At 69.6% G+C, this 13933-nt stretch carries 6 protein-coding genes and 6 pseudogenes; 9 read left to right on the top strand and 3 right to left on the bottom strand.

Annotated features, from left to right (window positions below):
* The first annotated feature begins 278 nt into the window (after positions 1-278).
* Positions 279-1262, top strand: a pseudogene (locus tag ABZZ74_RS49780) (transposase).
* Here the strand turns inward: ABZZ74_RS49780 and ABZZ74_RS49775 are convergent.
* Positions 1251-2660 (bottom strand): IS4 family transposase, encoded by a 1410-nt coding sequence (locus tag ABZZ74_RS49775; RefSeq protein ID WP_356950749.1) that lies wholly within the window; start codon positions 2658-2660, stop codon positions 1251-1253. The pseudogene ABZZ74_RS49780 and the gene ABZZ74_RS49775 overlap by 12 nt on opposite strands.
* Positions 2661-3276: 616 nt before the next feature.
* Positions 3277-3819, bottom strand: a pseudogene (locus ABZZ74_RS49770) (transposase domain-containing protein); the annotation flags it as partial.
* Positions 3820-4077: 258 nt separating this feature from the next.
* Between ABZZ74_RS49770 and ABZZ74_RS49765 the strand changes: the two are divergent.
* From ABZZ74_RS49765 to ABZZ74_RS49740, 6 genes and pseudogenes are all read left to right on the top strand, one after another.
* Positions 4078-4554 (top strand): annotated as a pseudogene (locus ABZZ74_RS49765) (FAD/NAD(P)-binding protein); the annotation flags it as partial.
* Between the two features lie 969 nt (positions 4555-5523).
* The gene (gene cysC, locus ABZZ74_RS49760; protein ID WP_356950751.1) at positions 5524-6042 is read left to right on the top strand and encodes an adenylyl-sulfate kinase; all 519 of its coding nucleotides are present in this window, start codon (positions 5524-5526) and stop codon (positions 6040-6042) included.
* Positions 6039-6971 (top strand): annotated as a pseudogene (cysD, locus tag ABZZ74_RS49755) (sulfate adenylyltransferase subunit CysD); the annotation flags it as partial. The gene cysC and the pseudogene cysD, both read left to right, overlap by 4 nt.
* Before the next feature lie 4 nt (positions 6972-6975).
* Positions 6976-7230, top strand: a pseudogene (locus ABZZ74_RS49750) (GTP-binding protein); the annotation flags it as partial.
* Between the two features lie 143 nt (positions 7231-7373).
* Positions 7374-8414, top strand: a pseudogene (locus ABZZ74_RS49745) (IS256 family transposase); the annotation flags it as partial.
* A 246-nt stretch (positions 8415-8660) separates the two neighbouring features.
* The gene (locus tag ABZZ74_RS49740; RefSeq protein WP_356950748.1) at positions 8661-9347 is read left to right on the top strand and encodes a transposase domain-containing protein; all 687 of its coding nucleotides are present in this window, start codon (positions 8661-8663) and stop codon (positions 9345-9347) included.
* A gap of 487 nt (positions 9348-9834) precedes the next feature.
* On the opposite strand, the gene ABZZ74_RS49735 is transcribed toward ABZZ74_RS49740, so the two are convergent.
* Positions 9835-11097 carry a DUF418 domain-containing protein gene (locus tag ABZZ74_RS49735; RefSeq protein WP_356950747.1) on the bottom strand — a complete coding sequence of 421 codons (1263 nt, stop codon included), beginning with the start codon at positions 11095-11097 and terminating at the stop codon, positions 9835-9837.
* 534 nt (positions 11098-11631) lie between these two features.
* Here ABZZ74_RS49735 and ABZZ74_RS49730 point away from each other — a divergent pair.
* On the top strand, positions 11632-12291 hold the full coding sequence (locus ABZZ74_RS49730) for a response regulator transcription factor (RefSeq protein WP_356950750.1): 660 nt from the start codon (positions 11632-11634) through the stop codon (positions 12289-12291).
* Positions 12288-13406 carry a histidine kinase gene (locus tag ABZZ74_RS49725; protein ID WP_356950746.1) on the top strand — a complete coding sequence of 373 codons (1119 nt, stop codon included), beginning with the start codon at positions 12288-12290 and terminating at the stop codon, positions 13404-13406. The genes ABZZ74_RS49730 and ABZZ74_RS49725 overlap by 4 nt, the downstream gene beginning before the upstream one ends.
* Positions 13407-13933: the final 527 nt, after the last annotated feature.

Below are 13933 nucleotides of genomic sequence, written 5' to 3'. Positions count from 1 at the left end.
CGGCGAGCTTCGCCACGCTCAGCCTCGCGACTGCTCTCCCTGCCAGCGCAGATACGAGTTACCTCATCTCCGGGACTGGACCTACCAAAGACGAGGCATTTGACAACGCCACAGCCACGTGCGTGTCTGGCGGGGGGTACCAGTTCGGCCCGGGGAGCTCTTCCCATCAAAACAGCGATGGTTCCTGGGTCGTTACAGGCCCTTGCCATGCATAGTACTACAGCCGGTGATTCACGTGACGTGACGGCGGTTTGCTCGTTGCTCCGTTCGTGGGACTGATGCTGCCGCCGGACACTGTGCGGGACAGGGAGTTGAGCGAGGCTGAACTCCACGCTCTTGATGAGGAGTTGGAGGTGCTGTGCGCGTCGGTAGACGACGTGTTCGCGCGTCCGGCGTCGCGGGAGAATCTGCGGGCGATGGTGCGGGGGCTGCTCAGCGAGGTCCCGCGCAAGAACCTGTGGCAGCTGGCGGAGTTCGCCGGGCACCCGAACCCTGACCGGTTGCAGGGCTTCTTGGCCAAGGCCGCCTGGGACGCGGATGAGCTGCGCGACCGGGTCCGCGCCCTCGCCGTCGCGGCCCTGGCCGACCCGGACGCCGTGCTGATCGCGGACGAGACCGGAGACATCAAGAAGGGCCGCAAGAGCGCCGGCGTGCAGCGGCAGTACACCGGCACCGCGGGAAGAATCGAAAACGCCCAGGTCAGCGTGCACCTTTCGTACGGGTCCCGGCTCGGGCGGACGTTGATCGACCGCGAGTTGTACCTGGGGCGGGAGTGGGCCGGCACCGGGCCCGAGCACGAGGCACGCTGCGCCGAGCAGGGCATCCCGGCCGAGCGGGCACGAGCAGTGCTGACCAAGCCGGAGCTGGCCCGGCGCATGCTGGAGCGGCGGGGCGGTGCGGTGCGGGTGGACCGCACCGCCGACAAGAACATCCACCCCCACTACGCGGCCTTGCTCAGCGAGGACGTGCGGACCGCTGGGGTGCGGGTGCGTCCGGAGACCTACCGGTGGCAGGCCGAAGTGTAGGCTCGGGTGCGAGCCGGCCGGTACGACGCTGTGGTGGAGGCGCCTTTGGCCCACCCGCAAGAGTTCCTGGCCGGGATCGCCGCGTACCGGCAGGCGGGCTACCGCGTCGAGCTGGTGGCCCTGGCCGTGCCCGAGGCAGTCAGCCAACTCGGCATTTTGGACAGGTACCTGCGCCTCGCCCGGGAGGGCCGGGCCCGGTACGTCTCCTGGGCAACACCGTTGCGTTTACCTCCGTGAGCGGTTCGCGAGCCCGTGCTCGAAGAACGTAACTGTGGTGCGGACGGTGTAGTTCTGGCTTGTCGTGGGGTGCTGTCCGGCGTTCGGTCCGTACTTGCCGGTGGGGTTCTTGCGGGTACGGGCCTTGACGCGCTGCCGGCGGCGGGCGGGGTGCAGGGCGTCGAGGGCGGCCCGGCCGATGGTGCCGACGAGATCGGCGGGGCCGGTCGGGGGCAGGATTCCGGTCGCGGTGGTGACGCTGTCGGCGGCGGTGGTCTGCAGGACGGTGAAGCTGATGCGGTCCATGTCCATCCCGGGCCGGGTGCAGACGGTGTCGGCGGCAGCGCGGATCAGGGCTTGGTAGGTGGTGAGCAGGGCGTAGACCTCCTGGTCAAGGCCCTGAAGGCTGCGCGAGCGCAGGACGCGGCCGTCGAGCATGGTCGCCTTGATCGAGAAATATGTCGTCTCCGACTGCCACCGCTCATGATAAAGATCAACAAGCTCGGTGGCCGGGTGGGCGGCTGGGTCGAGGAGGCTGGTGAGCAGGCGCCACTGCTCGGTGCGTACGGTGCCGTCGGCCAGTGTGACGGTCACGGATGCCTCGATGACCCGGACGACCAGCAGGACGGGCAGGACGCCGTAACCGATCCGGGCCAGGTAGGAGCCGTCGCCCAGGTGCCGGAAGGGGGTGGGTATCCGGCGGGCGGAGGAGCGCACCAGGAACTGAGCGCCGGCGGCTTGGACATCCCGGGCGAACTCGGCTCCATCGAAGCCGGCATCGGCCAGCAGGAGCATCGTGCGGTCCAGCACACTCAACAAACGGCCTGCGTAGGTGAGTTCGCCGTCGCTCTCGGCGCCGAACGCGGCGGCCAGCACGGCACGGGTTCCGCACTCGACAAGGACCACGAGTCGCAGCAGCGGGTAGCCGAACTCCACGCTCTCGCCCACTCGCTTGAGATAATGCCGGGTGAGCGCCTCCTCGTCGGGCACGTGCAGCAAAGTGCCGTCCACCGCCACGGTCCGCAGGCCCCGGGAGAACGAACCGGCCTGCCCGAGGTGCGCGACGGGCCCGGCGAGGATCTCGAACAGCCGCCGCAGCGGTGCTGCCCCGACTCGCCGCCGAGCTCTGGACAGCGAGGAGGCCGCAGGCCGCACCAACGGCAGTCCTTCCAGCCCCGCCGTCAGCTTGCCCCATACGCCCCGGTAGGAGCAGTCCTCGAACAGTGCCAGCGCGAGGACGAAGTAGACCACGACCCGGGACGGCAGCAGCCGCAGCCGCCTCTCGCGTGACCCGGTCTCCTCGATCACCGCGTCCACCAGCGCGAAGTCCACGGTCTGGGTCAGCTCGCCCAGGTGACCGGGCGCGTACAGACCCCCGGCCGCCTCGACGGTGCGCGTGATGACAGACTTCTCCTGCAACGGGACTCCCAGTGATCACCTTGCTTAGACAACAAGTTGATCTATCAGGACGTCCCGTTGCGTCATTCACCAGGGCTTGACCTGCGACTCAAGACTCAAACGCAACGGTGTTGACTTCTTCCCGCTGCACGAAGCACCGATCCCGTCCCTGAGCCGCCGCCCGCTCGGTACGAGAACTGGCGGCCGCCAGTCATCGGGGTGGCGTTACTCCTCCCGGTGGGGGCAGACGCGCTGGTGGTCGCTGACCTCCGCGGCTTGATCATGCTGCCCACCGGCGCCGTGCACGACGGGCAGACGCCAGAACAGGCAGCCCAGGACGTTCTTCGCGGCGCCCCTGAGGGCCTGCCCCTTCTGCGGCGCGTGGGAATGGCCTCGACTCAGACGCGACGTAGGAAGGTCATCACTCACCTTCTGGCGACCGAGCCGATAACTCGCGAGGCCGTCGGAGAGTTGATCTACCGCGACCCGAGAGCAGACGTACGGGTACTGCCCACCCTGCGCGTCCTCGACAGTGTCACCACGGCCGGGCAGCTGCGGATTTTGGTTGCCCTCCAGGCGCTTGCCACGGGCACGACGGCGGACATCGAAGGAAGCGTCATGCTTCCCTCTCTGCCGGGGCACGGGTGCCGGTCTCCACCAGGGTCATCAGTTCCAGCATCGGATACCCGCCACGGCTGCCAGGTCCGAACCACTCCACGTTGCGCTCGGTATCGGGGAGCTTGATCGAGCTGCAGCCGTCGAAGGAGACCATCCGGAACGGCCCGAACCGCACTCCGGGAGTCACCGGCTGGGCGAGCGGGCCGGCCAGGGTCTCGAACACGCGCTTCATCGGTTCTGCACCGAGCCGTCTGCGCAGGTCACGCAAGGCTTTCGCAGTTGGCTCCGCGACCTCGATCCCGACGCCCGTAAGGGCTGCGGTCAGCTTGTGCCAGACCAGCCGGTAGCCGACCTCCGGGAACAGGCACATCGCGAGGAGGAAGTAGACCCCGACCCGCGAGGGCAGATCCCGTAACCGGCGCTGCACGCAACGGGTTTCATCCAGAACGGCATCGACGAGGTCGAACGGTATGACCTGCGTCAACTCGCCCAGATGACCGGGCGCGAACCGGCCCTCGGCCACGGTGAACTCACGGGTGACCCTCGCCAGACCGGGGCGCAGGGCACAGTGACGCGTGGGCAACGGGGCTCCTCAACGGCCGGAAGTCTTGGCGGACTACCTGACCAACGCAGCCCTGTTGCCCGCGTTCCTACCCGACACCGAACTGCATTGCCACCAGCGGAAATACGCTAACTACCCGGCCTTGGGTGAAGGCCCCTTCGTGAACTTGACCTCAACTGAGCCACGTTGGTCTCACTGGCAACAAGGGAACGACCATATGATTGACCGGATTGGTGGAGAGTCCCTGCGGAGGTACAGATGGTCGGCGCACGCGGTCGTGTTCCTCTGAAGCTGGTGATAGTGGGGGCGGGAGCCGCCGGGAGCATGGTCGCCATGCAGGTCGCCGAGGAGTCCCGCAGGCGACGCGCGCCGGTGGAGCTCACCCTGGTCGATCCGGGGCCGCCGGCCGGAGCGAGCAGGGCGTTCACCACGAAGGATCCCCGGCACCTGCTCAACGTGCCGGCGGGCGCCATGAGTTGTCTGCACGACCGGCCCGGTCATTTCGTTCATTGGCTGGTCCGAAACCGATGTCCCTCCGCGACCGAGCGGTCCTTCGTGCCCAGACGTCACTACGGCGACTATCTCTCCGCCACCCTAGCCGCCTGCGTCGAGCGGGCCGGTGGCCCGCTGACCTTCCGGCGCCTGTCCGGTCGAGCCGTGGCCTGCTCGGTGCAGGGCGAGCACACACGGGTGCGGCTGGCCGACGGTACGTGCCTCATGGCCGACAGCGTCGTGATCGCCACCGGTCCGCTGGCCGGTGCGGCGCAGTGGGCACCTATCGAACTGAGGAAGTACGAACGGTTCATCCCCGACCCCTGGCAGCCCGACGCCCTGGCCGGGCCGCTCATGGACGGCGATGACGTGCTGTTGGTCGGCACCGGCCTGAGCGCGGTGGACGTCGCGCTGGCGGTCGACCGCCCGGGCCGCACCGTGCACGCCCTGTCGCGGCACGGGCTGCTGCCCCGGGCTCATGCCGTGGTCCCCCTGCCACCCGTGGCCCCGGAGGAGCCACTGGTCGGGCTGCCGCTGCGCCGGTTGCGGTCCGCCGTCCAGCGCCACGTCCGGCTGGTGCAGCGTGCCCAGGGCGACTGGCGTCCGGCCGTCGATGGCCTGCGCCCCCTGACTTCCGGGCTGTGGAGCCGGCTGGACGAGGCGGACCGAGCCGAGTTCCTCCGGCACGACCGGCACCTGTGGGACGTCCACCGGCACCGGATGCCGCCCGAGACGGCCGAGACCGTCACCCGGCTCAGGACCGCCGGGCGGCTACGTGTCCGTGCCGGTGAAGTCACGGCCGCCCGGGACGACGGCGATGCGCTCACTGTGACGGTGACGGGATCCCGGGAGATCCGGGTCGGCTGGGTGGTGGACTGCACCGGTCCGGACCTGGGGCCGGCCAGCTCCGATGATCCGCTGCTCAGGTCCCTGATGGACTCGGGGCTGGCCCGTCGCGGGCCGCTGGGGATCGGCCTCGCGACGACCGCCGAGGGACGGGTGCGGGGCCATGACGGAGTCGTCGGCTCGGTGTGGACCCTGGGTGCCCACCGACGCGGCGACCTGTGGGAGACCACGGCCATCCCGGAGGTCCGGCAGCAGGCCGCGGACCTGGCACGGGCGCTGCTGCATTCCTCGTCGCCGGCCGCACGGCCGGCCCGGCGCGCCCAGGGCGAGCGACCGGCGCCCCCGCCCGCCCCCCAGGGGGCCACGGTGTGGCTGACCGGGCTGCCCAGCGCGGGCAAGAGCACCATCGCGGCAGAAGTGGCCGCCCGGCTGCAGTCCGAGGGCCGCCGGGTGGAGATCCTGGACGGCGACGCGGTCCGTACCGCCCTCTCGGCCGGCCTCGGCTTCTCCCGTGAGGACCGCGACACCCATGTGCGGCGGGTCGGCATGGTCGCCGAGGTGCTCGCCCGCAACGGCGTCATCGTGCTGGTGCCGGTCATCGCTCCCTACCGGAGCAGCCGCGAGACCAACCGGCTCCGCCATGACCTCGCCCGCGTACCGTACGTGGAGATCCACGTGGCCGCGCCCGTGGAGGTCTGTGCCGCACGTGACGTCAAGGGCCTCTACGCCCGGCAGGCCGCCGGCGCGCTGTCCGGCCTCACTGGCGTGGACGACCCCTACGAACCCCCGGAATGCCCGGAGTTACGCCTGGAGACACACCGCCAGACACCCACCGAGTCGGCGGACGTCGTCCACGCCCTGCTCGCCGAGAGGGGACTGGTGTGACCGCCGCTGCGTCCGACACCACGTCGACGGACCCGAACAGCGGATACGCGCTGACGCACCTGGACGTACTGGAAGCCGAGTCGGTACACATCCTGCGTGAGGTGGCCGGGGAGTTCGAGCGTCCGGTGGTCCTCTTCTCGGGCGGCAAGGACTCCCTCGCCATGGTGCACCTGGCCGCCAAGGCCTTCTGGCCCGCGCCGCTCCCGTTCGCGCTGCTGCACGTCGACACCGGCCACAACTTTCCCGAGGTGATCGACCACCGGGACCGGGTGGCAGCCAGGCACCGGCTGCGCCTGCACATCGCCCGCGTACAGGACTACATCGACGACGGCCGGCTGCGCGAGCGCCCGGACGGCACCCGCAACCCGCTGCAGACCGTGCCGCTGCTCGACGCCATCGAGGCGCATCGTTTCGACGCCGCCCTGGGTGGTGGCCGCCGCGATGAGGAGAAGTCCCGCGCCAAGGAGCGCATCTTCTCGCTGCGCGACGAGTTCGGCGGCTGGGACCCGCGGCGCCAGCGCCCCGAACTGTGGTCGCTCTACAATGGCCGGCACGCGCCCGGAGAGCACATGCGGGTCTTTCCGCTCTCCAACTGGACCGAGCTCGACGTCTGGCAGTACATCGAGCGGGAGAAGATCGAACTGCCGGAGATCTACTTCGCCCATGAGCGCGAGGTGTTCTCCCGCGACGGCATGTGGTTGACCGCCGGTGCGTGGGGCGGCCCCGAGGACCACGAACCCGTACAACGACGGCTGATCCGCTACCGCACCGTCGGCGACATGTCCTGCACCGGCGCCGTCGACTCCGACGCCGCCACGACCGAGGCCGTCGTCGCCGAGATCGCCGCCAGCCGACTGACCGAGCGCGGCGCGAGCAGGGCGGACGACAAACTCTCCGAAGCCGCCATGGAAGACCGCAAGCGCGAGGGTACTTCTGACCACGACCATCGCACCCGCCGCCTCGCTGTTGCGTTTTGCCACCGCCGGCTCGGTGGACGATGGCAAGTCCACCCTCTTCGGACGGCTGCTGCACGACTCCCGGAACCGGGGACACTCCACCGTGGACCTCGCACTGCTCACCGACGGGCTGCGGGCCGAGCGCGAGCAGGGCATCACCATCAACGTCGCCCGCAACATGGTGACCGGCGCCTCCACCGTCGAACTGGCCGTGGTAGTGGTGGACGCCCGCAAAACGGAGGAGCAATGCTCAGAACTTGTAGATCGGCTCGGGTGGGATGCTCTGCGGAGTGCTGAGGGCGTACCTTCCCGGGTGATCGACTCAAGGTCACCGAGTAGGCCCGCGTTCGCAGCGCGGGCTGAGAAGGCAGGCCCGTGCTCAGGCTAGTCAACGAAGACGGCACCACCGAGACAAGTTCCCTGATCGACGAGATTGTCCGTGAGGGCGCCCGGCGGATGCTGGCTGCCGCCCTGGAGGCGGAGGTGGACCAGTACACAGCCGAGCTCGCCGGTCAGCGTGATGAGGCCGGCCGCCGGCTGGTGGTGCGCAATGGAAGCCACCGGCCGCGGGCGGTGACTACGGCGGCCGGGCCCATCGAGGTGGCCGCGCCTCGGGTGAAGGATAAGCGCATCGACGAGGAGAGGGGTGAACGGCAGCGGTTCTCCTCGAAGATCCTCGCGCCGTGGTGCCGGAAGTCCCCGAAAATCAGCGAAGTGTTGCCGCTGCTCTATCTCCACGGCCTGTCGTCGGGCGATTTCGTGCCTGCGATGGAGCAGTTCCTGGGCTCGGTGGCCGGGCTGTCGCCGGCCACGGTGACCCGGGTGACGAAGCAGTGGACCGCCGATCACGCCGCTTTCCAGCGTCGTGACCTGGCCGATTCTCATTATGTTTACGTGTGGGCCGACGGTATCCACCCCAAGATCCGCTTGTCCGAGGCCCGCTCCTGCCTTCTGGTTCTGATGGGCGTCCGCGTCGACGGCGTCAAGGAGCTGATCGCGATCGCCGAGGGCCTGCGCGAGTCCACCGAGTCCTGGGCGGACCTGTTGCGCGACTGCCGGCGGCGCGGGATGTGCGCCCCGGTGCTCGTGGTCGGCGACGGCGCGATGGGATTGTGGAGGGCACTGGCAGAAGTGTTTCCGCAGGCCAGGCACCAGAGGTGTTGGGTTCACAAGACTCGGAACATCACGAACGCCCTGCCGAAGTCCGCGCAGCCCGGCGCGAAGAAGGCTCTGCAGGAGATCTACAACGCCGAGGACCGTGCGCACGCCGAGAAGGCGGTCACCGCGTTCGAGAAGACGTCTGGCGCGAAATGGCCCAAGGCCGTCGCGAAGATCACGGACGATGTGGAGGAGCTGCTGGCGTTCTACGACTTCCCCGCCGAGCACTGGGTCCACCTGCGGACGACGGATGTAATCGGGGTCGTCGAAGTTGAGCGGTGCGCTGGTTCGGCTTGCTGACACGGCGTCACGCTCCGTGTTGGGTCGGGCTGCTTGGCCCTGGACGCAAGATGCCCGTGGCCCTGCGTGATCATTTCTGTTCTCTGCAACGCCATTGCGTTAGGGATCTTGAGACGTCTGCAACCCCCGCCTGAACAGCAGGAACGGGACCCCTGGTAGATCAACTTGTGTCGAGCAAGGTGATCATCGAGTCCGGGAGTCCCGTTGCGGGAGAAGTCTGTCATCACACGCACGATCGAGGCAGCCGGGGGTGTGTTCGCTCCGGGGCATCTGGGCGAGTTGACGCAGATCGTGGACTTCGCGCTGGTGGACGCGGTGCTGGACGAGACCCGCGCAGTGCAGCGACGGATTCGTATGCTGCCGGCGAGGGTGGTGGTGTACTTCGTTCTCGGGCTCGCCCTGTTCGAGGACTGCTCCTACCGGGCGGTGTGGGACAAGCTCACCGCGGGGCTGGCCGGGCTGTCGTTGACACGGCCGCATGCCTCCTCGCTCTCCCGGGCCCGGCGTCGGCTGGGCGCCCGGCCGTTGAAGGTACTGTTCGAGACGCTGGCCGGGACCGTAGCCGCAAGAAGCATGCCCGGCGCCTGGTGGTGTGGGATGCGCACGGTCGCCTTCGACGGCACAAGCCTCCAACTGCCCGACCGTGCCCCGGTCACCGCCTCCGGCATCCTTCCCACCGGCCCTGTCCGCCTGGTCGGCGCCATCGGTCGCGCACTGCTCGATAACCTCCTGCCGACCCGCCGTCGCCAGCGCATGAAGGCCCGCAGCCTTAAGAGCCACAGCAAGTACGCCCCGAACGTCGGCCAGCACCCCGCCACCGCCCAGACCTACACCCTCTGCGCCGAGATCGCGATCATGGAGAAGGGGCTTGCGCCCCGCCCACATCGGTAAACGCAATGGCGTTGGAGATCGTCTGGCGCGGGTGTTCTCGCGGGTTCTGGAATGAGGTTCGGGGGTCGCCGCGTAGGTTCTGCGCTGGGAGGGATGCTCATGACGGACGTGCTGGCGTGGACGATCGAGCGGCGGCTTGAGCTGGCGAAACGTGCCGAGCTGCTGCGCAAGGAGCTGGGTGAACTCGAAAGGGAGGTCGCCCGGTTGGAGGCCGCCGAGGTGGTGTTCGGGCAGTGGGCCGAGGCCACCGATGGTGGACGGCAACCGCCGGGCATCGTGTCGCCGGCTCCGGAGCCGGAGCCGGAGCCGGAGCCGGAGCCGGCGGTTGTGACGGTGGGTCCGGGTGCGGGCGGGATGCGAGTGGTGCCGGACCGCCTCGAGGGGATGGGGCGGGGGGGCTACGCGGGAGCCGCAGGGCTGCGGCCTCCGGCGCCTGCACGCCGGAGCCCACCTGACGCTCGGAGTTCCCGGCGTGCCCGCCCGGGGCTCAGCGGACGCGGTGCGCCAGTTTGGTGGTGCCGTTGAGCAGGTACTCCAGGGGGCCGCGGCGGAAGAAGCGGGACCAGAGCGCCGCGAAAGCGGTGGCTCCGAGGACGAAGCAGAGCAGCAGTGCGGCGGAGGCGGACTGCGGCGGGGTGGCCGCTTCGCCGGGCAGGGCGAGGATCACCAGGATGTGGCCCACGTAGAGGGTCAGGGACATGGTGCCGACGGCGATGATCGGCTTTGCCGCCCTGCCCAGCCACGGCAGCCGGTCCAGGGCGACCGTCAGGCACAGGAGCACGGTGATCGCGATGCCCAGGCTGCCGATGAGGTCGAACGTGGAACCGCTGTGCGGCTCGGCTGCCAGGAGTCCCCACGCGTTGGAGCCTCCCAGCCCGGTACCGACTGGCGAGTCGAAGGATCCCGCTGCCATGGCGGGGTCCTTCATGGCACCGGGGTCGGCGGGCATCCCGGCCATGATTTTCTGAGCGCCGCCGGTCAGCCGGAGCACCAGCCAGGAGACGCCGTATCCGAATGCGATCATCGCGGGGCCGACGATGGCCAGCCGCCGCCGGACCGCGCCGGAGCTCAGGTCCAGCCGGCCCAACGTCATGCCGGTGACCACGAACGTCATCCAGGTGATCGCCGGGTAGAGGCCCAGGAGCAGGAGGTCGAGCACGCCCACGCCGCACAGGCGCGCGATGGGGTCCCAGGAGTCGATCCCGTTCACGATCGACTCGGTGAGCAGGGCCCGGGTCACGTACGCCACCTGTGGCGTGACGACCGCGAGCGTGACCGCAATGATTGCGAGTGTCCTGGCCCGCAGTCGCAGCAGGGGCAGGGCCAGCAGGAAGTACACCGCGTAGAAGTTGAGGATGCCGGCGCCGCCGAAGTTGGTCATGGCCAACGCGCTGCCCAGCACCAGAAGGATTACGGCCCGGATCACGATCCGGGCCCTCGCCTGCCGGCCAGCCAGCCCGGTCTTCGGCTCGAAGCGGCCTGCGATCAGCATCAGCGAGAACCCGGCGAGGGTGGCGAACAGCGCCGACGCCCGGCCGCTGGCCAGCTCCAGGAACCAGTTGCCGACACCGCCGCCCGGCGTGGGTGCGGGGCCAACGTGCACGGTGAACATGCCGAACACGGCCAGTGCGCGGGCGAGGTCGACCCCGACCAGCCGCGCCATCGGTGCGGGGCGTGCCGTCACCGTGTCGGACCCGGGTTTGGGCAAGGGCCGTGGAGGCGTCTTCTTGGTGCTTTCGATCTCGGTCACCGGGACAACCTGGCTGAGGCGGGGGGTGGTCGACCATCCGCCGGGCTTCGGGAGGTGCCCCGCCGGTCGGCCGGCCGACCCCCTCCGCTTGGCAGGGACCGGTCGTCGACCTGCTTCTGGCCACCCTCGTGCACTGTGCCACGGGGCCACGCACGACGTGCTCGCCTGCCGGTGCGGCCACCACTCGCCGAGCGAAGCTGCACCGTCAGCCCCGGCGTGCGACTGCGGAACGTTGGCCAATGTCGTCGACCGCCTCGGCGCCAATGGCAAGACCGGGATCATCTCGCGCTCGGGTGCGTGGGCCGGGGGGATTCCGCGTGCTGTGTCATGCCCCTGGCTGGAGACCGGGCCGATCGTGGAACAGCCGGCAGCAGGGTGTGGTGTTCCTGCCGATCAGAGGGCACTACCCCGCCGTGTGGCTGGGGCTGACGTGCGTCCGGCCGCCGGGGCTCTGGGAGGCTTTAGGGCCGAGGCGGCACGGGCCGGACGGCATGTACGAACAAATGGGGGGGCGGAGCGCGCGTGATACGGGTAGTGGTGGTGGACGACGAGGCACTGATCCGGTCGGGCTTCGAACTCATTCTGGGTGCCTCGGAGGACATCGAGGTCGTCGCGACCGCGGGCGGCGGCGATGCGGTGGATACCGTCCGCCGGGCGCGACCGGACGTGGTGCTGCTGGACATACGGATGCCGGACGTTGACGGGCTCACGGTCCTGCGCGAGCTGCGCGCGGTGCCGGATCCGCCGGTCGTGGCGATGCTGACGACGTTCGACGCCGACGAGTACATCCTGACCGCCCTGCACTGCGGCGCGGCCGGTTTCCTGCTCAAGGACACCGAACCGGACCAACTCGCCCACCTGGTGCGCACCCTGGCCGCGGGCGGTGTGGTGCTCTCGCCCAAGGCGTCGCGGACCCTGCTGCGCGGTCACCCCGGCACCGGGGCGGCCGTCGACGGGGATGCGGCACGGGTCCGGCTGCTTACCGCCCGCGAGCGCGATGTCCTCGTCCTGGTGGCGGAGGGCTTGTCGAACGCCGACATCGGGGCGCGCATTCACCTGGGTGCCGGCACGGTCAAGGACCACGTCAGCGCGATCCTCACCAAGTTGCGCGTCACGGGCCGGGTGCAGGCGGCGCTGCTGGCGCAGCGGTCCGGGCTGCTCGACCAGCGGCCACAGTCGGAGGCCGGGCGATGAATCGCGCTCACGCGCTGTGGGAGCGTGTGCCCGCGCCGGTCGTCGACCTCGTCCTGGTGGTGGCTGCGGCCGTGGACGTGTGGCTGAACCTGCTGGATGACACGCGTCTCGGCGTCGCGCTGGCCGCGCTCGGTTGTGCCGCGCTGGCTTTCCGGCGCCGGTTTCCGCTCGGCGTGTTCTTGCTCACCGTGCCCATCTCGCTGACGCAGCCCGTCGCCGTCGCTCCGCTCGCGGCGCTGTTCACCCTGGCCGAGCGTTCCCGCACTCGTCCTCTCCTTGCGGTGTGCGTCGTCCTGACCGCCGTCGCGAACAGCACTCCGTGGCCCCTGGCCGGCCTCACCGAGGTCGGCCGGACCATGACGCTGGTCACCTTCGTCTACAGCTTGGCCACAGCCGCCGCTCCGGTCCTCATCGCGCAGCTTCTCGCGGCGCGTCGGGACTTGGCGCGTCGGCTTGTCGAGATCGAGGAGGCAAGGGAGCACGAGCGGGCACTGCACGCCCAGACCGTGCTCGCCCGCGAGCGCGCCCAACTGGCCCGCGAAATGCACGACGTGGTCTCCCACCAGGTCAGCCTGATCGCGGTACGGGCCGGCGCCCTGCAGGTCGCCGCCAAGGACGCGGACGCCAAGGAGGCTGCCCGCACGATCCGTTCGCTGAGCGTCACCACGCTCGATGAACTGCGCACCATGGTCACGCTGCTGCGTGCCTCCGGCGGCCACGCCACCGAGCTGACGCCTCAGCCCACCCTGGCTGACCTGCGCAAACTGGTGGAGTCAAGTGGCACTCACGCGAAGCTGACGGGTGAGCTCCCGGCCACTGTGGGCACACCCGCCCAGCGCGCCCTCTACCGGACCGTCCAGGAGGCGCTGACCAACGTCCGCAAGCACGCCCCCGGCGCCACCGCCAGCGTCGAGCTGTGGCAGGACGGCGACGGCGTCGGTGTGACCGTCACCAACACCCCGCCCACGCGTCCCTCTCTGCCCCTGCCCGGTTCACAGCAGGGCCTGGTCGGTCTGCGGGAACGGGCCGACGTCCTGCACGGCGCCCTGGATGCGGGCCCGACCGCGGAGGGCGGCTACCGGGTGCGGCTGCGGGTTCCGCTCGGTGCGGACTGACTGACCAGGGCCTGCTGATGTCTTGTCGGGTGGTGCCGGCTCACGAGTTGCGCTTGGGCTCCGGGCACTTTGCTGCGGCGGGCTTCAGATGCGTGCCCCGGCCCTGCAGCAGGACACGGCCTGAGTGAGCTGACCGGACAGGTCGGTGACCCCGGTTCCGGCCTCGCCCACGGGCGGGCGAAGGGACCTTCGCGAAGGACCTCGGCGGCATGACCAACAAGCGACAAGACAAGCGACAAGCGGCCAGTGAGAGTCTGCCGGGCATGTGCCGGCGGGCGGGGGGTCGTCGGCGGTCATCGTCGGAGAGACGGTCATCAGCGTCGCCGGGAGTCCATCAGGTGGACCGCTTCCTTGATTGATCTCAAGGTGATGTCGGTCGCCTTGGTCTACCGCTACCTGGCACCAGGCTAGCGAGCCCGTGCCTTCCGGGAGGTGGCCCGGAGGGTGCGCTCTCCGGGCCACTCGCTGGAAACGCCCACCGGACAGTTATGGGACTGCCAGACGGGCGATATTCGGGGCATACGGCC

The organism is Streptomyces sp. NPDC006476 (assembly GCF_040612015.1).
Taxonomy (GTDB): domain Bacteria; phylum Actinomycetota; class Actinomycetes; order Streptomycetales; family Streptomycetaceae; genus Streptomyces; species Streptomyces griseorubiginosus_B.
Note: the sequence above shows the minus strand (reverse complement) of the source record. Positions and strands in the feature narration are given on the sequence as shown.